Here is a 24,506-nt window from a genome sequence, read left to right as displayed (position 1 = left end):
CATTATGCAACTACGATATATTCTTTTATCCGTATATATATTTCTAACAATTGTAGTTACAGCACAAGATGTAGTTACCACTACTTCTCTTACTGTTTGCATTGAACAAGCAATGATTAATTATCCACTTGCAGCACAGCGTGAAGTGATAGATAAAACTTCAGAGGTAAGCATAGAAAAAATAAATGCAGCGTGGCAACCCCAAGTTGCATTAAACGGACAAGCAAGCTACCAAAGCGATGTGCCTTTTATCCCGGGAGAATCTCCTTATTTTGCTTTTCCTATATTGAGAAAAGATCAATACAAAGTAGAACTTGGTGTTACACAATTAATTTATGATGGCGGTAATATTAGTCAGGCAAAATCATTACAAGCCATTGATAATGCTACGCAAAAATATCAGCTTGAAACAGATTTGTATAAAGTAAAACAACAAGTAATTCAATTGTATGCAAACATTTTATTAGCTACCGATAATTTAGAATTAATTGCCAATACTTTAAAAACACTTAATGACCGTAAACAGGATTTATTAAATGGTCAGGCTAATGGAGTTGTAACACAATTATCCATAAATGTGCTTGAAGCAGAAATAATAAAAACCCGGCAGCAACAAACTGAAACAATAAATACGAAACAAGCAGCAATGAAAATGCTTGCGGGTTATACCGGTGAATCTCTTTCATCAAATACCAATTTTCAAAAACCGGAGATAACTATTGTAGAGGAAGATAATTCTATTACACGGCCTGAGATTGATTTATTTAAAACACAATCTGAATTTACCACTCAACAAAAGGAATTTGCATCAGGAATTAATCTCCCGCAAGTATCTCTGTTTGCAACTGGTGGTTATGGCCTTCCCGGTCCCAATTTTTTCTTAACGCAATTCGATGCATACTATATGGCTGGTATTAAATTTAATTATCCGCTATGGCAAGGCAATATTAAAAAAACAGATGCTGCTATTTATACTATACAAAATGAAACTATTGCCAATCAACAAAAAACATTTGAACTGAATACACGCATTGATTCAGAACAAAAAATGGCGGATATCACAAAGTATAATCAGCTTATAGAGTTGGATAAACAAATTATTGTTTTGAAAAAAGAAATAATGAATGCAACAGATGTACAATTAAAAAATGGTGTAATCACATCCACAGATTATGTGGTAGAATTAAATGGATTGCTGCAAGTGCAACAAAATCAGGCTTTGCATGAAACACAATTACTTATAGCAAAAACAAACTATTTAATTACTCTCGGCAAATTATAATTCATGAAAAAAATACTATTCATACTCACTATTTCTACACTCCTTCTTACTGCTTGTAATAAGTCGGGAAATGATTTTGATGCAACAGGAAAATTTGAAGCAACAGAAATTATAATAGCAACAGGTGCCAGTGGTTTACTTCTTCAATTTAATGTGGAAGAAGGAATGCATTTAGAACAAAACAGTATTGTGGGAATTGTAGATACTGTGCAATTACATCTTAAGAAATTACAACTACAGGCACAGGCAGATGCAATACTGAGCAAGCAACCGGATATTAGCAAACAGTTGGCAGCAATTCAAGAACAAATTCGTTCAACAAATACAGAAAAAGTAAGAACACAAAACTTGTTAGATGCAGGTGCAGCTACACAAAAACAATTGGATGATATTAATGCGCAGTTGGATGTATTGCATAAACAATTAATAGCACAACAATCCAATTTAGAAATTACAACAAAAGGAATTCACAGTGAAATTGATCCTGTGTTATATCAGGTAGATCAAGTAAATGATCAATTAAGGCAATCCTATATTTTAAATCCAATTTCAGGAACTGTACTTACTAAATATGTGGAGCTGGGAGAATATGTAACACCTGCAAAACCATTGTATAAAATTGCGGATTTGTCGAATATGATTTTAAGAGCTTATGTAACCGGTGATCAATTATCAAAGATTCAATTAAATCAAAAAACAACAGTATCCATTGATGATGGCAATGGCGCTTTTAAAAATTATGATGGTACGATAACATGGATTTCTGATAAAGCAGAATTCACTCCTAAAACAATTCAGACAAAAGAGGAAAGAGCAAACCTGGTGTATGCAATAAAAATAAGTGTACCCAACGATGGCAATATTAAAATAGGAATGTACGGCGAAATCAAATTGACAGTTGACAGTGGACAGTTGACAATGAAAAATTAAATATTAGAAAATGGAAAATGTAATAGCAAATAAGTCTTATGCTTTTGCGATTAAAATAATTAATCTTTATAAAGAGCTATCGCAGAATAAAAAAGAATTTGTTCTTTCCAAGCAACTGTTACGAAGCGGCACTGCTATAGGCGCATTAGTAAAAGAGGCTGAACATACGCAATCAAAAGCAGACTTTTTAAATAAGATGAATATTGCATTAAAGGAAGCCAATGAAGTTGAATATTGGTTAATGTTATTAAGAGATACTGATTTCTTAACTCAAGAAGATTATTTGCACCTGATTAATGATTGCAAAGAAATATTAAGATTATTAATCGCAATTGTTAAATCAACAAAAACTGCATTAAATAAAAAATAAATGATGAACCTAATTTCTTTCATTGTCTATTATCCATTGTCAACTATCAACTGGGCAATAGCCAATGAATCAGTAAAGATTTTTTCATTGTCAACTGTCCACTGTCAACTGTCAATTTAATAAAGATGCCAATAATAGAAGCAAATAACTTAGTAAAGACTTACAACAAAGGGAAAGTACTTGCCCTTGATAATGTGAGTTTGCAAATTAATTCTGCTGAGATATTTGGATTAATAGGTCCGGATGGTGCGGGTAAAACTACGTTGTTTCGCATTCTTACTTCATTGATTATTGCAGATACAGGAAATGCGATTGTGCATGATTTAGATGTGGTAAAACAATATAGAGATCTCCGTAAAATAATTGGTTATATGCCTGGACGTTTTTCATTATATCAGGATTTAACAGTGGAAGAAAATCTGCAATTCTTTGCAACACTATTTAATACTTCAATAAAAAAAAACTATAATTTGATAGAAGATATTTATGTGCAATTAGAACCATTTAAAAATCGTCGTGCAGGAAAATTATCAGGCGGTATGAAACAAAAATTGGCTTTGTGTTGTGCATTAATTCATAAACCTAAAATATTATTTTTAGATGAGCCAACCACTGGTGTAGATCCAGTTTCAAGAAAAGAATTTTGGGAGATGTTGAAACGATTGCAACAACAAGAAATAACCATACTGGTCTCCACACCTTATATGGATGAAGCATTGCTCTGTGATAAAATTGCTTTGATGCAAGGTGGAAAAATTTTGCAAACAGATTCACCTTCAAATATTATTGCCTCCTATCCTAAAAAATTATTTGCTGTTAAATCTGATGACATGTTTAATTTGCTCTCCGTACTTAGAAACTACGACCAGGTTTCAAGTGCATTTAGTTTTGGTGATGCATTGCATATAAGTGGAAAAGAAACTTTATCGGAAAATGATATTGAACAATATTTAACAGCATTAAAATATACGGATGTAACCATTCAGGAAATAGAACCGGGAATTGAAGACTGCTTTATGCAATATATGCACACATCACAACACGCATAAAAAAAATGGAACAAGTAATTATCACAGAAAATCTTACTAAAAAATTTGGTGCATTCACTGCAGTAGATTCCATTTCTTTTGAAGTGGGCAAAGGTGAAATATTTGGTTTTCTGGGTGCGAATGGTGCGGGCAAAACTACCGCTATGAAAATGCTGATTGGTATTTGGAAACCCACATCGGGAAAAGCAAGTGTTGCAGGTTTTGATGTATATAAACAAACTGAGTTAATTAAAAAAAATATCGGTTATATGAGTCAGCGGTTTTCATTATATGAAGATCTGACAGTGCTGGAAAATATTCGATTTTTTGGCGGTATTTATGGATTGAGTAATAAGCAATTAAAAGAGCGCACTGAAACTTTGATGAATGATCTTGAATTACATTCTGAAAAAAGAAGTTTAGTAAAATCATTACCACTTGGCTGGAAACAAAAACTCGCATTTTCAATTGCAATAATTCATAATCCGAAAATTGTTTTTTTAGATGAACCAACTGGTGGTGTTGATCCAATAACACGCCGTAAATTTTGGGAGATGATTTATGAAGCTTCACACAGAGGTATTACAATTTTTGTAACCACACATTATATGGATGAAGCAGAATATTGCAACCGTGTTTCAATTATGGTGGATGGACACATTGCAGCTTTAGATACACCCACCAAACTGAAAGCGGCGTATGGTGGAAAATCTATTGATGACATATTTACTCAACTTGCCAGACAAGCAACAAGAATAGCAGACTGATGCAGCAATTTATAATTTTTGTACGCAAAGAATTCCTTCACATTTTTCGTGACCGCAAGTCGCTGCTCATCATATTTGCTTTGCCGATTGTGCAAATACTTATTTTCGGATTTGCACTTACCAACGAAATAAAAAATACAAAAATCGGAGTACTGGATTTATCGAAAGATGTGCAGACTGCAACATTGATTCAACAATTGGATGCAAGCAAATATTTTGAAGTGAGTTTATTAGCAAAATCACAACAAGAAATTAATGATGCTTTTGCAAAAGATAACATTACACTTGCCGTAATTTTTCCGGAAAATTTTAACGAACAATTGTCGCAAAATAATTATACCCAATTACAATTAATAGCAGATGCCACAGATCCGAATACCGCAACTACCGTGGTTGTGTATGCAAGCAATATTGTGCAGGACTTCATGAAAAACATGAATACAGCGGTTGCAGCACCGATGACGATTACACCTGAAATTCGCATGATTTATAATCCGCAATTAAAAGGTGCATTTATTTTTGTTCCCGGCGTAATGGGAATGATCTTATTACTTATTTCTGCGATGATGACATCCATTGCAATTGTGCGTGAAAAAGAATTAAATACAATGGAAGTTATTCTTGCTTCTCCACTGAAACCGATGGTATTAATTTTAAGCAAAGCAGTTCCATATATTATTATTTCTTTCATTAATGTACTCACCATTTTATTGTTAAGTGTAACAGTACTTGAGTTGCCGATTAAAGGTGATTTATTGCTGTTGTTTGGTGTGTGTTTATTATTTATTACCACTGCAATTTCTTTGGGATTAATGATTTCAAATATTACCAACTCCATGCAGGTAGCGATGTTTATTTCATTAGTTGGTTTAATGTTGCCTACACTCCTTCTCAGTGGTTTTATGTTTCCTATTGAAAACATGCCGATGCCACTGCAAATTTTTTCGAATATCATTCCCACCAAATGGTTTTTTATAATTATAAAAGATGTAATGATAAAAGGACTTGGCATTCAAAGTATCTGGAAAGAAATGATGATACTCACAGGAATGACTTTGTTTTTTTTAATAGTGAGCTGGCGCAATTTTAAAATACGATTGGAATGAGAATTTTGTTATTCATATTAAGAAAAGAATTCGCTCAGATACGACGCAATCCCGCTATTGTCCGCATGATATTTATTATGCCGATAATGCAATTAATTATTCTTCCCTTAGCTGCGGATTATGAAGTGAAAAATGTAAATGTGAGTGTGGTGGACAATGATCATTCTACTTATTCACAACAATTAATTCTGAAATTAGAAGCATCCGATTATTTCAGACTTGTAGATTATGCGCCGGGATATTCTGAAGCAATGAAAACATTGGAAAAAGATGAAGCAGATATTATTTTAGAAATTCCTGCACATTTTGAACGTGATTTAATACGAGATAATAATAGTCAGATATTACTTGCTGTAAATGCGGTGAATGGAGCTAAAGGGAATATCGGTGCAGCGTATGCCGGCAATCTAATTAATCAGTTTAATAACAATATACGAGAGGATTTTTATCAGCAATCAAAATTCCCTTCAACACCAATGATTGACATCACTTATTCCAATTGGTATAATCCGCACATGAGTTATATTGTATTTATGGTGCCAGGCATTCTTGTGTTGCTTCTTACACTTGTTGCAAGTATTATGACTGCGTTGAATATTGTGCAGGAAAAAGAAGTGGGGACAATAGAACAAATAAATGTATCGCCCATAAAAAAATATCAATTCATTTTAGGCAAATTAATTCCATTCTGGATTATTGGTATAGTTGTACTCACAATCGGACTTATCATTTCAAGGTTTATTTATGGGATAATTCCTGAAGGCAGCTTATTATTAATTTATGCATTTGCTGCCGTGTATCTGTTTGCATTATTAGGAATTGGTTTACTCATTTCTACATTTGCCGAATCACAACAGCAAGCAATGTTTATTTCCTTTTTCTTTATGATGATTTTTATATTAATGGGAGGACTTTACACATCCATTGACAGTATGCCGTATTGGGCACAAGTAATTACACGTTTTAATCCGGTAACTTATTTTATAAAAGTAATGCGCATGATAGTGATGAAAGGAAGCAACTTTAATGAAATCTCTTATAATTTTTTAATCATAGGAATCATGGCTGTTGTATTTAATATCTGGGCAATATTAGCTTATCAAAAACGAGTGTAGTAATTATATTAAACAAAAAAGCCCTTCTATCTAATATGATAAAAGGGCTTTTAATAATCATAGAAAAAATCAAGAAAAATGTAAGTTGTGTTCCGTTAGGATTTTCTTTGCACATTCTAAAATTTGTGTATCCTCTAACCTCACTACTCCCCCGCTAGTCCCCTTTTCAAAATGTACATCTGCAATTTTATCAGGGCCTTCAAAATGCTCAGCACCGAAATAATTTCGCACCGTGTCCACATTAAGGTTAAGCTCGTGAGCAATACGTTCCATACTGCCATGAGGCAATGTATCCTTAATGTGTCTAAGTTCATCAAAAGTAATTACCATAATATTCTATTTAAATAGTTAATAATTAGTAAAAAGCGCACATAAGTTTAGGGAAGATTTGTATTAACTCAAAATTTTTTAATCATTTTTTTTCAACTTCGGGGCATGAAAAATCGCTATTCGCTTGCCACAGTATGTTTCGGCTGGTTAATTATTTTGGCGATCTCGCTTTTTTATTATCCTAAATGGCAACAAAGCGGTAATGAAAGCACGATTGGTTATGATGTTGCGGGTTATTATGAATATTTACCTGCAATATTTATTTATAAGGATCTATTGCAACTTCAATTTCAGGATTCAGTTTTTGCAAAATATAAATTGGGAAATAGTTTCCCGAATTATGAATCCACCTCTGGAAATAAGATTATGAAATATCCTGCAGGTGCAGCGATTATGTATCTGCCTTGGTTTACTGTGGCACATGTGTATGCAAAAGCAAATGATATTCCTGCGGATGGATTTTCTAAACCGTATCAGACAGCATTGAGTTGGGGATGTTTGTTGTATGTGTTAATAGGATTATTATTCGCCAGAAAAGTATTGCTGCATAAATTTAATGATAAGGTTACTGCGATTACTATACTACTTTTAATTATTGGCACTAATTATCTTAACTATGCTTCCATAGATAATGCAATGACGCATTCCTTGTTATTTACCCTTTTCAGCATCTTGCTTTGGCTCGTTATTTCATTTTATAAATCACCAAGAATTATTACTGCAATTTTCATTGGAGCACTTATAGGATTAGCAACAATTACACGACCATCAGAAATAGTTATTTGTATTATACCAATCTTTTGGGGAGTGTTTGATAACAAAAGTTTCATGCAGCGATTGCAGTTTTTCAGACAACATATTATCAAAATAATTTTTGCAATATTATCCTCCTTTGCTATAATCAGTATTCAATTATTGTATTGGAAATATACCAGTGGTAATTTCATTGAATATTCTTATGGCGAACAAGGCTTTGATTTTAAACATCCGTTTTTTTACGAAGTATTATTCACCTTTCGCAAAGGCTGGTTGGTATATACTCCGTTAATGCTTTTTATAATTCCCGGCTTTGTGATTCTTTGGAAAAAACATCGTGATATCTTCTGGTCTTGTTTCCTTTATTTTATACTTACACTTTGGATAGTTGCCAGTTGGGAAATTTGGTGGTATGGTGGTAGCCTTGGTCAACGAGCTTTGGTGCAATCTTATGCGGTGCTGATATTTCCTTTAGCGGCTACAATTGAATCATTATTACGTGCAAAATTATTTTGGAAAATTATTGCAACTGCATTTATTATTTACAGTGTTTCTTTTAATCTGTTTCTTACCTGGCAGGCACATGCACCAATTGGAATTTTTGAAGCAGAAAATATGAACCGTGCATATTTCTGGAAAACATTTTATAGTACAAAAATTACTAAACAGGACAAACTCCTTTTAGATAAAGTAGATATAAACAAAGAACCAATAGGCAACTCTGAATTAATTTGTCAAATACAATTTGAAGAAGATTCATTTGCCATTGCGGAAGATATTTTTAACCCGGGCAATCATGCACGGATAATTAATTCAGAATTTTCCTTTTACAATTTCACAATTTCAAAACAGGAAATAGATACATATAAATGGCTACATATTTCAATGATGTGTTTCTTAGATAAAAAAGAATGGGACTTATGGAAAGCCGATCAGATTGCAGTATGGTTTAAAGACGGAGATACAAAAGTAAAAACCAACTTTGTTCGTATCCAGAGAATTGCAGATGGAGGCTATTGGGTGGAAGTATATTTTGATGCCGAGATTCCTAAAAAGAATTTCAATTCAATTGAAATTGCAGTTATGAATCTCGGCAGCAGATACACTTTATTAATTGATAATATTCAAGTTAAGGCTTACGACTGATTGAATTATTTAATTTTTACCAATTCAGGAATCACTTCAGTTGTATCAATGAATGTTCCGTCTTTTTCATAAAACTTAATACAATATTTTCCCGGCTCCACTAATTCATTTACATCTACATGTTGATGTAAAACATCCTCCATTGACATCACCACTTTTTTGTTGTGGTCGGATATTTCCATTTTTATTTCTCTGTCATCACCAAAAAATCTTTGAAGTTTTGATAATCTATCTTTTCCATTTATTATCCAGGCAGGTGAAGAATTATCAGCAATAACATTTGTATTGGTAGTAGCTATTGCGCCACCTAAAAGATTTCCCTGAGCATCAGTAGCAAATTCACCATTCAATTTTATTCCGGTATCATCCATTACAATATATTTCCATGACCCGGCTCCTAAATTTTTTACATTTATTTCTAAATTTTTATGACTATAGGATTGATCTACTGTAACCACTGTATCTTTTAAAATCATCAATTTCAAATTCCCTGAAATAGTTTTCTCATCAATTTTTGTGAGAAGATTATTACCGACATTTATCTGGAAATAAGTTATCGCAGGTGGCACAGCACCAGTACCGTAAAACCATATTTGAGATATGGGATCTTGCTGCCAAAAACTCAATAAATCATTAGCCACTTTTGATTTTCCATTGGCGTTGGGATGTACTCCATCTTCATTCACCATATCGGGTTTAAACTCATAACCATCATCACGGGTTTTTGAACCTTGAGTCCAGAAATAAGGTCCCCACATAAGTAAAGGTACTTTTGGAGAACTTCCTTTATAACTCAATTCGTTGCTGCCATTAATTTGCTGTTCTATCAACCATTTCATCGCCCATCCATTATAATAAGCACGTGGCTCCTGATGTTTATCCTTGGCATCGTTTGGCATATATTCCGTTGTATGACGACCGGTAAGATATATAATTTGAAGATTGGGATAACGTATTTTCAACTGCTGAAATAAATAAGTAAATTCATCCACCAGCATATTAGCTCTTTCAGGAAATGCAGAGGTTGTATTGCGCAAGTCATCTTCCTGCACCCAAGCTACTTGTATTTGTGCATTTGTTAATCCGGCTTGAGCCACACGACTTTCTACATTCACCCAATATTTAGCTTGTTGATCATGAATTTTATTTAGATCCTGTGCCGGTACACCACCATTAATAAAAGTTATTTTTGGATTTATGCCTGGGACTCTGGTAATCTTTGTTGCCAAATCTTCACTGAACATAAAAACTGTGGAAGGTCCAATTGAAATTAAACCAACCTTTCCATTTGCAGATGGATTACCCTTTGAATCCAATGGTTGAACAGCAGAGGCTGCGGCTATTGCATCAGTATAAAAAGCCGATGGCATCGTATTGCTGCCATTGGGATATAAACCACCGGTGTATCCCTTATACTCACCTTTACCAAGTTCATTAATGGGTTCCAAAGTTGAAACATCTGTGGATTGCGCAAACACTCTAATACTAAAGAATGCAGATAAAATAAATACAGATAAAATAGAATTCATTTGTTATGGATATTTTTATACAAATTTTAACATAATCATGCCAAAGATTTGCAAATGTATTCTAATAATATTCTTTACAGGATTTTTATTTTATCCCTGTGTAACTCTTTCCCAAAATGTGTTGGGTTATATGGATGTGAGAGGACGGTACTTTGTTTTCAAAAATGGATACCCGGAACAAATTGAAAATCTGCCAATACTCTCTTATCAAAATTCTAATGCAGGAATTGCTTATGTAGACAATAGCAGCTTACTCAATTTTGTAAATGCCGAAAGCAAGGTAAGTTTAGATATTGTAGTAAAAGCATTTTATAAAAACACCGATTACTATTTATATTATGGTGTGGGTGATATGATTGGTATGTACGATGGACAAAAGAAATGGACGCTTGGAAATATCAGTCAATACGGTTACAGTGTTTCTGATAGCATAGCAGCTTATCATGATATCAATGGATTTTATTCTGTGTTCTGGAATGGTGAAGAAACATTATTAAGCAGATTGCCTATAAGATTTATGGCCACCGGAAAAAACATGCTTGCCTTTGTTGATAATAGTAATTTCATCCAGTTATTTTATCACAATACACTAACTCAAATTGACAACACTATACCTGCGAGTTTAAAGTTGGGTGGAAATATTGCTGCATACATAGATAGCTATCGTGAATTTAAAATTTTCTATGCAGGCAAAGTGTATGATCTTTTTAATATCAGTGAATTGATTTGCAGACAAGGAGATAATACTACTGACATCACCAATAATTATGATACGGATTTATTTTGTTTCGGTACGATAGTACATCCTCGTTTTGATTTTTTACCCTTATTTATTGCCGGCGATGATATGGTAATGTATATTGATGAAATGAATTATCTGCAAATGTTTTATAAAGGCGAAGTATTCGAAGCCTCCAATGCAGTACCGAAACATTATGATGTGGTAGATAATGTCGCATGGTTTATTGATCTCAATGGTTTTCTGAATGTATTTTATGATGGTGAATTTTATGTAGTGGAAAGCTACACACCCGGCAATATTATGGCAGACAGAGATATCGTGTGTTATACAGATTTAGATAATCGGTTGATAGCTTTTTACAAAGGTCAACGCTACGAAGTGAGTAAAGATATTATCCGCAGTTATGATTTAAATAATCACGCAATTATTTATTCCATTAAAGAAAATGAATATAAATATTTCAGTTTCGATTGAAAATATGTGTTATTTATTTGCATCGTAATAGGCAAATATTTCTTTCACAATTTGTGATTCACGACTATTAATATTTGTACGGATTTTTAATTCTTCTTGCGCAATCGTTGTAAATAAACCATCCAATGCTTTTTCTGTAACATAAGCGGTTAAGTCAGGATTCAAATCTTCCACAAGAGGAATTTGATTGTAATAATTAATAGCATCTGCCCAATACTTTGTTGCATTTACACTCTTCAGAGATTTATCAATTACAGGTGTAAATTTTTCAATAAGTTGAGCAGTTGAAGTGCGTTCAAAATATTGTGTAGCTGCATCGTTAGCTCCAAACAAAATACCCATTGCATCACTCACTGTCATTTGTCTTGCTGAATTTATTAAAATCGCTTTTGCTTCCACTGCCGCAGATTCCGCAGCACGATTTACAGACAAGATTACATCATCACATAATTTTCCCATTCCAATACTGCGCAATGTAGTTTCCACTTTTTGAGCTTCCGGAGGAAATAATATTTTTACTAATGCATTGGCAAAATAACCATCCACTTTCGATAGCGTTTCACTGCCGTTAGTTGCTCCTTGCACCAATGCTTCTTTCAATCCATTCGCCACTTCTGAATCTGTGGGAGTAACTACCAAAACTGTATCTATCACCTGTTGCATTACAGCAGGATCACAAGAAGACTGCACCGAAAACACAGCCAACAATATCACTATTCCAATTTTATACATAATTAGTTTTATTAAAATGAATTTATCAAAAATATAAATTGCCCGACTAATTTTACGAAAAAAGAAAATGGACATTGCAATAATTACTATAGGTGATGAAATATTAAACGGAACTACCATTGATACCAACTCTGCTTTTATCGGTAAAGAACTTGCATTGATTGGTATTTCTTTGCGTGAGAAAATTACCATTTCTGATAAACGTCAACATATTCTTGAATCTTTAGAAAATTATATCGGCAAATTTCCACTGATACTTATTACCGGCGGACTAGGTCCCACAAAAGATGATATCACAAAACATACACTCGCAGATTATTTTAACTCTGAATTAATAATGAATTCTGAAGTATTAGAATTTATTGAAAAGCGATTTGCAAAAAGAGGATTGACCTTAACAGAATTAAATAAACAACAGGCAATGGTTCCGGCTGCATGCACTGTTGTAAAAAATAATATGGGCACAGCTCCCGGAATGTGGTTCGAAAAAGATAATTCTATTATTATTTCAATGCCGGGTGTGCCTTATGAAATGCAGGCGATGGTGAAGGATTCTGTTATACCACTTTTGCAATCACGTTTTGAATTACCTGCAATTTACAATATTCATATTATGACTTCCGGTATTGGTGAATCATGGCTCTCAGAAAAAATTGCAGATATAGAAGATAGTTTGCCGGATGCAATTGGTCTTGCCTATTTACCATCACCGGGAATTGTAAAGTTGCGCTTAACAGCAAGAGGAAAAAATTATGCTGTCTTGCAAACAACTACACAACCATTTGTGGATGCAATTATAAAACGACTTGGCGATAAAGTATTTAGTGTAAGCGCTGAAACAATGGAAGAAAAAATCGGAAGTATGTTGAATCAATTATCTGCTACATTAGGTACTACTGAAAGTTGCACAGGAGGTTCAATTGCAAGAAAAATAATTTCTGTTCCCGGAAGTTCTGATTATTATTTGGGAAGTATTGTCGCATATCACAACGATATAAAAACAACTATTCTCGGCGTATCACAAAACATATTAAACGAATATGGCGCAGTAAGCGAAGAAGCTATTCGTGAAATGCTGAAAGGTGGATTAAAAATCTTAAAATCAGATTATGTAATTGCTACCTCAGGAATTGCCGGACCCGGAGGCGGAACAGAAGATAAACCAGTGGGAACTGTATTTATCGGAGTTGCAGGAAAAGGAGATATCGTTATAAAAAAGTTTTTATTTGCCAACGACAGACCTGTAAATATTGAATACACCTGCATGTTTGCCTTGCACGAATTACGCATGATGTTACAGAAGCATCTTGAAAAACAGGCCTAAACAGTTTAACTTTGAGCATAATCATTTCCTAATTAAAAAATAGAAATAATGGCGCAGTCAGATCTTATAATGCCGAAAATGGGTGAAAGTATAATGGAAGCTACGATATTAAAGTGGCTGAAAAAAGAAGGAGATTCTGTTGAATTGGATGAACCTGTTTTGGAAATTGCAACGGATAAAGTGGATAGTGAAGTGCCCTCTCCTTTTGCCGGCACCATTTCAAAACTATTATATAATGAAGGTGATGTTGTGGAAGTAGGAAAAACTATTGCAGTAATTAATAGTGGTGGCGATGCCATTGCTCCACCTGTAAAACAACAAGAACCTGTTACTGAAACAGCAGAAAAACAAGTGGCTGTGCAAGCGGAAATTAAACCTGCTGTGCAACAAACAAATACAAATTCTTCGAATGGTTCTGCCGATAAATTTTATTCTCCGCTGGTTTTAAATATTGCTCGTAGTGAAGGAATATCAATGACGGAACTAGAAGCAATTAATGGTACAGGAAAAGATGAAAGAGTTACAAAATCGGATATACTGAATTATGTAAAAAATAAAGATTCTCAACCTGTAACTTCTACTCCGGTGCAGACTCAAGTTGCAGAAAAACCGGTGGTGAAAGAAACTGTTTCTAAATCATCTTCAACTGCTTCAAGTGGTAATGTTGAAATTGTAGAAATGGATCGCATGCGCAAATTAATTGCCGATCACATGGTGATGAGTAAACGTACATCCGCTCATGTTACTTCTTTTATGGAAGTTGATATGACCAATATTGTAAACTGGAGAAACAATATTAAATCTAAATTCGAAAAACGTGAAGGTCAAAAAATTACGTTCACTCCAATTTTTATCGAAGCAATTGTAAAAGCGATAAAAGAATTTCCAGGAATAAATATTTCAGTGGATGGTTATAATCTTATTTATAAAAAAGATATCAATATCGGAATGGCAGCGGCATTGCCTTCTGGAAATTTAATTGTGCCTGTAATTAAAAATGCAGACCGCATGAATCTGGTAGGACTAACTGCTGCTGTAAATGATTATGCAAGTCGTGCCCGTATCAATAAATTAAAACCCGAAGAAATTCAGGATGGCACATTCACACTTACCAATGTGGGTACATTCGGCAGCATTATGGGTACTCCAGTAATCAATCAACCACAGGTGGCAATACTTGCAGTAGGCGCAATAAAAAAGCGTCCGGTAGTATTAGAAACACCACAAGGCGATGTGATTGCAATTCGCCACATGATGTATATGAGCATGAGTTATGATCATCGTGTAGTTGATGGTATGTTGGGAAGTACTTTCTTAACTCGTGTCGGTCAACTATTGGAAAATTTTGATATTTCCAGAGAAGTGTAATTTGGAATTTATAAACTATTGCAACAATAGTCACTGAACATTTTAATTTGCATGTGCATCTTTACCTGAGTATTCAGAAATAAAAAAAGACAACATTATGTATATAGAACAAATGTACACGAATTGCTTAGCAGCAGCGGCATATTATATTGAAAGTAATGGTGAAGCAGCAGTGATTGATCCATTGCGTGAAACAGATCCATATATTGAAAAAGCAAAAAGCCGTGGAGCAAAAATTAAATATGTTTTTGAAACACACTTTCATGCAGACTTTGTTTCCGGACATATAGATCTTGCAAGAAAAACCGGTGCAACAATTGTTTACGGTCCCGAAGCTGCAACAGAATATTCTGTGTATAATGCAAAGGATGGAGAAGAATTTAAATTGGGTGCAATTACTTTTAAAGTGCTGCATACACCTGGACATACTTTAGAATCTTCATGTTATTTATTATCTGATGAAAACGGAAAACCTCACAGCATTTTTACCGGTGATACTTTATTTGTTGGTGATGTTGGTCGTCCTGATTTACTGGATGGTTATATGACCAAAGAAGAATTAGCAAACATGATGTATGATTCTTTAAATAATAAAATTAAAGTGTTAGCTGATGATGTAATCATGTATCCTGCGCATGGTCCGGGAAGTGCCTGCGGAAAAAGTATGGGTGCAGAAACATATTCAACTATCGGTATTCAGAAAAAAACAAATTACGCATTGCAGCCGATGAGTCGTGAAAATTTTATTTTAAAAGTTACAGAAGGTTTATCTGCACCACCTGCATATTTTTTTAAAGATGCAGCAATTAATAAAAAAGGATATGATGCCATTGATGATGTGATGAAACGCAACACAAGTCTATTGACAGTTGCAGAATTTGAAGACGCAATAGATCATGCAATAATATTAGATACGAGAGTAGCAGATGAATTTGAAAAAGGATTTATACCCGGCAGTTTAAATATTGGTTTAGATGGCATGTTTGCAGTATGGGTAGGTTCTTTGGTAGATATTCATAAACCAATTTTAGTAGTAACCGCTCCGGGCAAAGAAGAAGAATCTATTTTGCGATTAGCTCGGGTGGGATATGAGCATGTGGAAGGTGTGTTAAATGGAGGTATTGAAAGTTGGAAAAATGCAGGAAAAACTATTGATAAAGTAAAATCAATTCATGCCGAAGAAGTAAAAAATTATTACAATAAACCGGGCTATAAAATTTTGGATGCACGCAAGCCGGGTGAATATGAAACTTCGCATATAGATGGCGCAATAAATATTGAATTAAATCAAATTGAAAATAGAATGGGTGAATTAGATTCTGATTGTACCTACATTATGCATTGTGCAGCAGGATATCGTTCGATGATAGCATCCTCTATTTTAAAGAAAAATGGTAAGTCAAATTTTATAAATGTTACCGGCGGATATAATGCCCTGCAAAATACAGATTTGCCGAAAGAAGCAAGTGTAATAGAAGTAGTTTAAATAAATATTTTTAGAAAATAAATTAATAAATCTATTGTGAAAGCAGTGGATTTTTTTTTGGGGAGATGTAGATAATTGCTTGTTATCATTTCCAATATTTCTTATTAAAATCGATAACTTGTCCCAAGTGTTCTAACGTGTCCCACATAATATTACCTTTTTTTATTTCTCATTTCAATTCTAGCTTTAGTCATTCTTTCTCTTAAACCACCTTCTTCTAAAAATGCTTTCTCCAATGCTTTCATCTGTTGACTTAAAAGATAACTCACAATATTTATAAGGCATATCATAGAATTAGCACAAATTTCTGGTTCAGGATTTTCAATTGCTTTAATGTAAGTTTCATAAGTAGCATTTGGAGTTCTGTTCAATTCTCGAAAACGGGTTACAAGTTTGTGTTCTTTTTCCCAAAGTTTTAGTTTGTTAGTTCTTAAAAAATCTTTATAATCAATCATCAACTCTTCTAAACTTGCCCGTGCAACATTTGTCAATTTTATTTCTGTTTCCTTTGAAGTTGCCGATGCCATACTGGCCTCAGCAATATTCTGTTTACCACTCCTTGCTGCCTGAACCATCTGATCAATGGTTCGATTATACTTTTGAAAAAATCTCTTAGTAAAATAAACCGTTCCATCATAAATGATTTCCGATTTTTGATAAGTTAATAAATTTTGGTAACCTCAATGTAAGGGAATAAACCCATTGCTGTTATTATTCTTTTCTTCCATTGTAATATTTTTTTGGGACTTATAAGACTTTGGTGACTTTCGGTAAACAATCGCTCTCAAATATACAAAACACAGTCTTTCTTTATTCTATAAATCTCTGTTTATTGCTATCGCAAAATACTATATCTCAAGCAGCCAAATTCATTATAACCCATAGCGCAGTTGCTGAAATTAATACCCATAATATTACTCCTTGAATGAGTGGTTTAAAGCCTACTTGTTGTAATACTTTTCGGTTTAAGCCACAACCAATTAAAAACAAAAATCATTTATAAATAATCAGTAATCAGTAGTTCTTAATCAGTGATGAGTGATGAGTTTTTTTTGTCAATGTCAAAGTCAATCGTCTGAGTTTTTTTTTTCATTGTCAAAAAAAAAGCCACTGCTTTCACAATGGCTTTTGTATTAAATATTATTAATAGATTTAATTACCCATCTTCACATCACCGGCTGCTTTTGCTGCATCGAAGATTGGAACCGGATCATATTTTTTTACATCTTTTCCTTTGCGGATAATTTCAATATGTGTAATTGTATCACCTTGCGCAATTGCATTCACCACATCTTGTCCGCTTACTACATGTCCGAATATAGAATGCTTTCCATCTAACCAAGGTGTTTCTTTATGCGTAATAAAAAACTGACTTCCGTTAGTAAAAGCTCCTGCATTAGCCATAGATAAAGTACCGGGTTTGTCGTGTTTTAAATCCGTGCGAAATTCATCTTTGAATTTATAACCGGGACCACCTGAACCATTTCCTGAAGGGTCTCCACCCTGAATCATAAAATCTGCAATTACACGATGGAATTTTAATCCATCATAATAAGGTGTTCCTAAAGGCTTTGCTGTGTTTTCAATTTTACCTTCTGCTAACCCTACAAAATTTGCTACTGTGAGTGGAGTTTTTTGATATTCCAGATAAAGCAAAATATCGCCTTTACTGGTTTGCATATTGGCGTATAAGCCATCAGGTAAATCTTTGGTTGGGTCATTTTCTGTTTGTGCTGACATAATTCCTGCTGTTGATATTAACAATGTTAAAATAAAAAATTTGTACTTCATTTTTTTTGATTTTTATTAAGTGTTAGAAAACTAATTTAATTCTGTTTTATTGTTGATGAATATGGGTAATACTTCTTTGAGATAAACAAGTGTTTCTTCTAGGTTTTTTGTACTTGATCCTCCCGATGCATTTATATGACCACCGCCATTAAAATAAGTTCTTGCAAATGCATCCACATTCACATCTCCTTTACTGCGGAAAGAAATTTTTATTTTGTCTCTATCTTCTGTAAATAAAATAGCGATGTCTATATTTTTCATTGTAAGCGGCATATTCACAATACCTTCTTTATCTCCTGTTCCCAATTTATATTCTTCTGCTTCTTTCATGGTAATACTCATAAAGGCAGTGCGCTCTTCTGCCAGTACTTCCAATTTTTGTGAAAGTAAATAGCCAATAAATCGCAATCTATTTTCTTTGTATTGATTAAAAAGATTATTGTGAATGGTTTCTATATGCACGCCCTTGCTAATCAAATTTGCTGCCAGAATATGCACTTTCGGGGTTGTGTTGGAATATTGAAATACACCGGTATCCATTGCTATACCCGCATATAAAACTGCTCCTAATTCTGCGTCAATCAATTCTTCATCACCGGCGGCTGCAATAAAATAATAAATCAATTCGCACGTGGAGCTCGCATTATCGTCCCACAATTCAAAATTTGCAAAATGATCTGGATCCTGATGATGATCTATCATAACCATAATTGCCTGGTTCATTTTCTCCACATCCTGACCTAATCTGTCAATACGTTTTAATGAATTAAAATCACAACAAAAGATAATTTCGCTCTGCGATAAAATAGCAAAACATGTTTTAGATTTTTTTTGATGCACCCATGCTTTATCTGCTCCGGTCATCCAATCGAGAAAGTGCGGAAAATCATCAGGCACAATCACATCCGCAATATGTCCTGTTCTTTCAAAGTAAAGTTTAAGACCAAGGCAAGCACCCATTGCATCCGCATCAGGTCTGGAATGCGCAATTAGAACAATGCGCTTAGGCGTTTTTAATAAATCAAACAAAGGTTGCAGGTGTAGCATAAAGAGACGCCAAAGGTCACTAATTTTTTATTAAATGAAAAGCAAAGCAGTAAAACAGGAGATGGGTTTAGCTATATTTGCCCACTAAAAATAATAAAGATGACAGGAAATATTACATTAACCATGATTAAACCCGATGCAGTTCGCAAAAATTCTATCGGTGGTATTTTACACATGATCAATGAAGCAGGATTTAAAATTAGAGCAATGAAATACACCCAATTGAGTAAAGAAAAAGCAGGTGAGTTTTATGCAGTACATAAAGAGCGTCCTTTTTATGGAGAGTTAGTGGAGTTTATGAGCGATGGACCAATTGTAGCAGCAATATTGGAAAAAGAAAATGCAGTTGAAGATTTTCGCAAATTAATTGGCGCAACAGATCCATCAAAAGCTGAAGAAGGAACAATAAGAAAAAAATATGCAAGCAGCATTGGAGAAAATGCAGTGCATGGAAGTGATAGCGATGAGAATGCAATGATTGAAAGTGATTTTCATTTCAGCAAAGTAGAAAGATATTAAAACACCCACTAGTCACCCTTAAAAAAGAAGCTGCTCCAGCTTCTTTTTTTATGCCGTTTTGTATCGCTTGCCGGCAAGAGAAATAATGACATTCTGAAATTCAAGATTCAATAATAATCCGGCTAATTTTCCGGGAGAGAATGGTAAGCACTGACTTAATTCATCCACATGCATTTCACCATGTTGAATTAAAACATCGTACACTATTTTTTCTTCTGCGTCTAATTCAATAAATAATTCACGTTGTGTTTTATGTTTCTGTTCATTTATTTCCCAATTCATTAATTCAACTACATCAGCAGCATTTTCAATTAAAGCTGCTCTATTTTTTTTGATAAGATAATTACAACCCTTGGAATTTTTATTGTCAATATTTCCCGGCACAGCCATCACATCCCGATTATAATTATATGCAATGGATGCTGTAATCATACTGCCTCCTTCCCTATCTGTTTCCACCACAATCAATCCATCTATCATACCGGCAACAATACGATTGCGCATCGGAAAATTTTCACGATCGGGATTTGTTCCTGTAATAAATTCAGTAAGCAAGCCGCCATTATCTATCATTTTTCTTGCAGCATCTTTATGTATAGCAGGATAAATTCTATCCAGACCATGTGCAAATACACCCACAGTGGGCACATCATATTTTATACAAGCTTTATGTGCTGCGATATCAATTCCATACGCCATTCCACTTACAATCATAACTCCATAAGATTGTAATTCTTTAATCAAGGTATCACAAAAATGTTTTCCATATGCAGTTGCATTTCTGGTACCCACTATTCCGATAACTTTTGTTGCATTTAATTCTGCGTTTCCCATATAATATAACACCATAGGTGCATCTATACAGTTGCGCAAACGTTTAGGATAATCATCTGCATTAAAATCCAGAATTCGGATATTATTTTTTTCTGCAAATTCTAATTCTTTTTCTGCCCGTGAAAATTCTTTAAAATGTAAAATACTTTCTGCCATTGCACCTCCTACGCCGGGTATTGTCAATAATTTTTTTTTCGAAACATTAAACACTTTTTCTGCGCTGCCACAATAACTAATTAAGTTTTTAGCAGTAACACAACCCACATTGGGCACTAAGGATAAAGCAACATTATATAACTGTTCTGACTGCGGCAAGATTTGTATTTTTGAACGGATAAAAATAATTGAAAAACAAATTACAAGAAATGAAGAATTGGATATTTTATTTTGTCGCTATACTTTTTATTTCACAATCTTTTGCACAAGTAGGCACTATTGCAACAGAGGCGTTCAAACCACCCTATCATTATCGTGACGCAGGCAATCCTTGGTATTGGAAAAATAAAATGCCACACGAAGGATATTGGCAACAAGATGTACAATATATAATTAATGCAGAGCTGAATGATTCAACCGATATTATTGATGGCGAATTAATTCTTACTTATTATAATAATAGTCCGGATGCATTGCCTTTTGTTTATTTTCATTTATATCAAGAAGCATTTCAACCGGATTCTTATTTGGATGCATTGACAAAAGTGAATGGTATAAAACCCACTTTTACTCAATATGAAGCCGCTGGTTTAGGAACTGAAATTGAAGATTTGCATGTACTTGCTATAAATGGTTTCCCAACGGATAAACAAGTTGTACTAACTCAGGATAATACTATTTTACGGGCAGATCTTTCTGAACCCATTCAACCAAAAGGAAGCATTACATTCCGCATAAAATTCAAAACCTATTATGGAGATGGCACCATTCGCCGTCGCATGAAATCATTTGACAGTTATGGATATAAGCATTATGATATTACCCACTGGTATCCAAGAATTGCTGTATATGATAAAAAATTCGGATGGTCAACAGATCAGCATCTCGGTCGTGAATTTTATGGTGATTATGGATCTTATGAAGTGAATTTAAAATTACCTGCACATTATATTGTAGATGGAACTGGATATATAACAAATCAGGAAGAAGTAATGCCTGATAACTTGCGCAAGCAATTAGACATTCGCAATTTTTATACTAAAGAATGGAAGTCTCCACCTTCTGAAATAATTCCAATTATTCCCGGGAATAAAAAAACATGGAGATTTTATGCAGTGAATGTGCATGACTTTGCAGCAACTGCAGATCCAACATATCGTATTGGTGAAACAGCAGCAATGGTGAATGGAAGATTAGTGCGTTGCATTGCATTAGTACGAGAACCTCATGCGGCAGGATGGGTGTATGCAGCGGATTACACAAAAGCATTAATAGAAACCTACTCTAAAAATTTTGGTGAATATATCTGGCCGAAAATAATTGTTGCTGATGCACAGGATGGAATGGAATATCCTATGCTCACTTTAGATGGTGGATTTGATCCGTATTATCGTGATGTACTGGCTCATGAAGTTGGTCATCAATGGTTTTTTGGAATGATAGGTAGTAATGAAACTTATCGTGCTTTTTTAGATGAAGGCTTTACTCAATTTGCCGACACTTATGTGTATCGTAAAATTGATGGTGATATAAAAATAGTATATGAAGAAAGTAATTCATATCTGAAAAAATTTTCAGAACCTACACCAATAAAATTTGATGAATTGGATTATGGTTATTTGCGTGATGCAACACGATTTGATGACTCACCTTTAAACACACATTCCGATTATTTTAATAGTGCACTCAGACATGGTGGCGGATATGGCAATGTGTATTATAAAGGAGGAACTATGTTATATAATCTGCAATATGTATTGGGTGATACTTTATTTTTAAAAGCAATGCAACACTATGTTTCTCAATGGACTTTATGCCATCCATATCCGGAGGATTTTCGCAATAGTATTATTCAATTTACAGGAGTGGATTTAAATTGGTTTTTTGATCAATGGTTGGAGACAACTAAAAATATTGATTATGCAATTACTGGTGTTAAAAAAATACAACCAACAGAAGCTTTAGCCAATGCGAATTTACCATTGAATCAATATGAAATTACATTTAAAAGAATAGGACGTATGCAAATGCCGTTGGATTTTGATGTGATTACAAATACAGATACTGTTTCTTATTATATTCCAAACACATGGTGGGAAAAAGATTTTCCGCAAGGCAAATCTGGTAGTAATATCAATGCAGATAATGCAAGAATAAATCCGTATGCATTTGACGTTGTACAAGTGTTACCAAAATGGTATGGTTGGGATAAATTAAATACAACTTACAAGGCAAATGTGGTGGTACCCGGCAAATTAGAAAATGTAATTATTGATCCTACAAATCGTCTTGCAGATATCAATGCATTAAATGATGCAAAGAAATGTCCAATCATTACCCGCTTTGATTCTAAAGTTGCTAACTATCCTGACCCGGATCATTATCGTTTATATTGGAGACCTGAACTTTGGTTTAATGAAACAGATGGATTAAAAGCAGGTGTACATTTCAACGGAAATTATTTTAATTACAAGCACATTTTCAATTTCACTGCATGGTATAATACAACTGCATTCCAAGGTGGATTTTATAATTACAACAACGATGAAGCAATGTATTATGCGCAACCATTTGCATTTAACTTAGATTATAAAACAGCAACGGATCGCATTATTCCTTACAGCGATTTCTTCATGAATGCAAAATATATGGATGGCATTGCCGGTGGTACCATTGGAATTGAAAAACGCATTGGCTGGTCGCAACAAAATAAAATTACGGTTGCACTTAAAGGATTTCAAGCTACTGAAAAATCTTATCTGCTAGACACTACACATTTCGGAACTACCTACAACAGTTCATTGAATTTAGCTTACGAACATCATTATAAATACTTTACTGGCAATGGAAAAATAATTACATCACTTCGTGCAAATGCACCATTTAGTGAAGTGGAATTTGGTCGTGTAAATGTGGAAGCAATAAATAATAATCGTCTTGGAAAATTTGATTTACGCACACGTTTTTTTATACAAGCAGGATACAGCAATAATAATAGCGCACCCGAATCCCAATTATATATGGCAGGTGCAAACCCCGAAGAATATTTAGAAAATAAATTCACACGAGCTGCTGGTTGGGTGCCAAATGATTGGGTGGATTATAGTGATGTTACGAATCATTTTCAAATGGGTGGCGGTTTAAATCTAAGAGGATATAACGGATATACTGTAGTGGATGAAGGCAAGGATGGCAATTTATATTTTGTGTATTCCGGAACAAGTGGAGCAGCAGCAAATGCTGAATTAGCATTTAATCGTTTATTCAATTTTAAATTGTTGAAATTTATTAAAATGACACCTTATGTATTTGCCGACGCAGGAAGTATGGTGTATCAATTAGAAGATAATTCACATGCTTTTTCTGCTGTGCGCATTGATGGCGGAATTGGTGCTACATTTAGCATAACGGATTGGGGAGTTTTACAAACTGTAAATCCATTGACATTGCGCATTGATTTTCCATTGTTATTAAATCATCCACCATTTGAAGAACAAGATTATTTTAAGTTGAGATGGGTAGTTGGAATTAACAGGGCGTTTTAGTAAGAGAAATAGTTGCTGTATAATAATTCAAATCATTGTAATATTTCTTTCTTGATTTATAGTATTATAAGATTACATATTTTACTAAATCAGAATTAAGATCTAGTCAAGACAACTTTTAGTAAATAC

The 24,506-nt window shown here is 34.0% G+C and carries 20 protein-coding genes and 1 pseudogene; 14 read left to right on the top strand and 7 right to left on the bottom strand.

What is annotated here, in order from left to right:
• The first annotated feature begins 4 nt into the window (after positions 1-4).
• The 7 genes from IPN31_01520 to IPN31_01490 all read left to right on the top strand — a co-directional run bounded on the left by IPN31_01520 (position 5) and on the right by IPN31_01490 (position 6,598).
• Positions 5-1,282, top strand: a complete 1,278-nt coding sequence (locus IPN31_01520) for a TolC family protein (GenBank protein MBK8680594.1) — start codon at positions 5-7, stop codon at positions 1,280-1,282.
• 3 nt (positions 1,283-1,285) lie between these two features.
• A complete protein-coding gene (locus IPN31_01515) occupies positions 1,286-2,212 on the top strand; it encodes an HlyD family efflux transporter periplasmic adaptor subunit (protein ID MBK8680593.1) in 927 nt (308 codons plus the stop codon).
• Positions 2,213-2,222: 10 nt separating this feature from the next.
• Complete coding sequence (locus IPN31_01510; GenBank protein ID MBK8680592.1) at positions 2,223-2,582, top strand: four helix bundle protein; 360 nt, start codon at positions 2,223-2,225, stop codon at positions 2,580-2,582.
• A gap of 125 nt (positions 2,583-2,707) precedes the next feature.
• On the top strand, positions 2,708-3,631 hold the full coding sequence (locus IPN31_01505) for an ABC transporter ATP-binding protein (protein MBK8680591.1): 924 nt from the start codon (positions 2,708-2,710) through the stop codon (positions 3,629-3,631).
• 5 nt (positions 3,632-3,636) lie between these two features.
• Positions 3,637-4,377, top strand: a complete 741-nt coding sequence (locus tag IPN31_01500) for an ABC transporter ATP-binding protein (GenBank protein MBK8680590.1) — start codon at positions 3,637-3,639, stop codon at positions 4,375-4,377.
• The gene (locus IPN31_01495) at positions 4,377-5,483 is read left to right on the top strand and encodes an ABC transporter permease (protein ID MBK8680589.1); all 1,107 of its coding nucleotides are present in this window, start codon (positions 4,377-4,379) and stop codon (positions 5,481-5,483) included. Before IPN31_01500 ends, IPN31_01495 begins: the two co-directional genes overlap by 1 nt.
• The gene (locus tag IPN31_01490; GenBank protein MBK8680588.1) at positions 5,480-6,598 is read left to right on the top strand and encodes an ABC transporter permease; all 1,119 of its coding nucleotides are present in this window, start codon (positions 5,480-5,482) and stop codon (positions 6,596-6,598) included. The genes IPN31_01495 and IPN31_01490 overlap by 4 nt, the downstream gene beginning before the upstream one ends.
• Positions 6,599-6,667: 69 nt before the next feature.
• Here the strand turns inward: IPN31_01490 and IPN31_01485 are convergent, their stop codons facing one another.
• Positions 6,668-6,928 carry a DNA-binding protein gene (locus tag IPN31_01485; protein MBK8680587.1) on the bottom strand — a complete coding sequence of 87 codons (261 nt, stop codon included), beginning with the start codon at positions 6,926-6,928 and terminating at the stop codon, positions 6,668-6,670.
• 105 nt (positions 6,929-7,033) lie between these two features.
• On the opposite strand from IPN31_01485, the gene IPN31_01480 reads away from it, so the two are divergent.
• Positions 7,034-8,830 (top strand): hypothetical protein, encoded by a 1,797-nt coding sequence (locus IPN31_01480; GenBank protein ID MBK8680586.1) that lies wholly within the window; start codon positions 7,034-7,036, stop codon positions 8,828-8,830.
• A gap of 5 nt (positions 8,831-8,835) precedes the next feature.
• Here the strand turns inward: IPN31_01480 and IPN31_01475 are convergent, their stop codons facing one another.
• A complete protein-coding gene (locus IPN31_01475) occupies positions 8,836-10,359 on the bottom strand; it encodes a hypothetical protein (GenBank protein MBK8680585.1) in 1,524 nt (507 codons plus the stop codon).
• A 37-nt stretch (positions 10,360-10,396) separates the two neighbouring features.
• Between IPN31_01475 and IPN31_01470 the strand changes: the two genes are divergently transcribed.
• Positions 10,397-11,575: a hypothetical protein gene (locus tag IPN31_01470; GenBank protein ID MBK8680584.1), complete on the top strand. Its 1,179-nt coding sequence runs from the start codon at positions 10,397-10,399 to the stop codon at positions 11,573-11,575.
• 9 nt (positions 11,576-11,584) lie between these two features.
• Here IPN31_01470 and IPN31_01465 read toward each other — a convergent pair whose 3' ends face one another.
• Positions 11,585-12,307: a DUF4197 domain-containing protein gene (locus tag IPN31_01465; protein MBK8680583.1), complete on the bottom strand. Its 723-nt coding sequence runs from the start codon at positions 12,305-12,307 to the stop codon at positions 11,585-11,587.
• Positions 12,308-12,374: 67 nt separating this feature from the next.
• Between IPN31_01465 and IPN31_01460 the strand changes: the two genes are divergently transcribed.
• The 3 genes from IPN31_01460 to IPN31_01450 all read left to right on the top strand — a co-directional run bounded on the left by IPN31_01460 (position 12,375) and on the right by IPN31_01450 (position 16,485).
• Positions 12,375-13,631: a CinA family nicotinamide mononucleotide deamidase-related protein gene (locus IPN31_01460; GenBank protein ID MBK8680582.1), complete on the top strand. Its 1,257-nt coding sequence runs from the start codon at positions 12,375-12,377 to the stop codon at positions 13,629-13,631.
• Between the two features lie 48 nt (positions 13,632-13,679).
• Positions 13,680-14,999 (top strand): 2-oxo acid dehydrogenase subunit E2, encoded by a 1,320-nt coding sequence (locus IPN31_01455; GenBank protein MBK8680581.1) that lies wholly within the window; start codon positions 13,680-13,682, stop codon positions 14,997-14,999.
• Between the two features lie 97 nt (positions 15,000-15,096).
• The gene (locus tag IPN31_01450; GenBank protein ID MBK8680580.1) at positions 15,097-16,485 is read left to right on the top strand and encodes an MBL fold metallo-hydrolase; all 1,389 of its coding nucleotides are present in this window, start codon (positions 15,097-15,099) and stop codon (positions 16,483-16,485) included.
• A gap of 152 nt (positions 16,486-16,637) precedes the next feature.
• On the opposite strand, the pseudogene IPN31_01445 reads toward IPN31_01450, so the two are convergent.
• The 3 genes and pseudogenes from IPN31_01445 to IPN31_01435 form a co-directional block, all read right to left on the bottom strand.
• Positions 16,638-17,213 (bottom strand): annotated as a pseudogene (locus IPN31_01445) (four helix bundle protein).
• Positions 17,214-17,637: 424 nt separating this feature from the next.
• Positions 17,638-18,225, bottom strand: coding sequence for a peptidylprolyl isomerase (locus IPN31_01440; GenBank protein MBK8680579.1), 588 nt, complete (start codon positions 18,223-18,225; stop codon positions 17,638-17,640).
• 81 nt (positions 18,226-18,306) lie between these two features.
• Entirely contained in the window at positions 18,307-19,305 is a 999-nt protein-coding gene (locus tag IPN31_01435; GenBank protein MBK8680578.1) for a DHH family phosphoesterase, read from the bottom strand.
• Between the two features lie 117 nt (positions 19,306-19,422).
• Between IPN31_01435 and IPN31_01430 the strand changes: the two genes are divergently transcribed.
• Positions 19,423-19,842, top strand: coding sequence for a nucleoside-diphosphate kinase (locus tag IPN31_01430; protein ID MBK8680577.1), 420 nt, complete (start codon positions 19,423-19,425; stop codon positions 19,840-19,842).
• 48 nt (positions 19,843-19,890) lie between these two features.
• On the opposite strand, the gene dprA is transcribed toward IPN31_01430, so the two are convergent.
• Positions 19,891-20,991: a DNA-protecting protein DprA gene (gene dprA / locus IPN31_01425; protein MBK8680576.1), complete on the bottom strand. Its 1,101-nt coding sequence runs from the start codon at positions 20,989-20,991 to the stop codon at positions 19,891-19,893.
• Between the two features lie 50 nt (positions 20,992-21,041).
• On the opposite strand from dprA, the gene IPN31_01420 reads away from it, so the two are divergent.
• A complete protein-coding gene (locus tag IPN31_01420) occupies positions 21,042-24,377 on the top strand; it encodes a M1 family metallopeptidase (GenBank protein ID MBK8680575.1) in 3,336 nt (1,111 codons plus the stop codon).
• Positions 24,378-24,506: the final 129 nt, after the last annotated feature.

This window comes from Bacteroidota bacterium, from assembly GCA_016715425.1.
Lineage (GTDB): Bacteria > Bacteroidota > Bacteroidia > Chitinophagales > BACL12 > JADKAC01.
The sequence above is the reverse complement of the archived record's forward strand: the minus strand, read 5'-3'. Positions and strand labels throughout refer to the sequence as shown.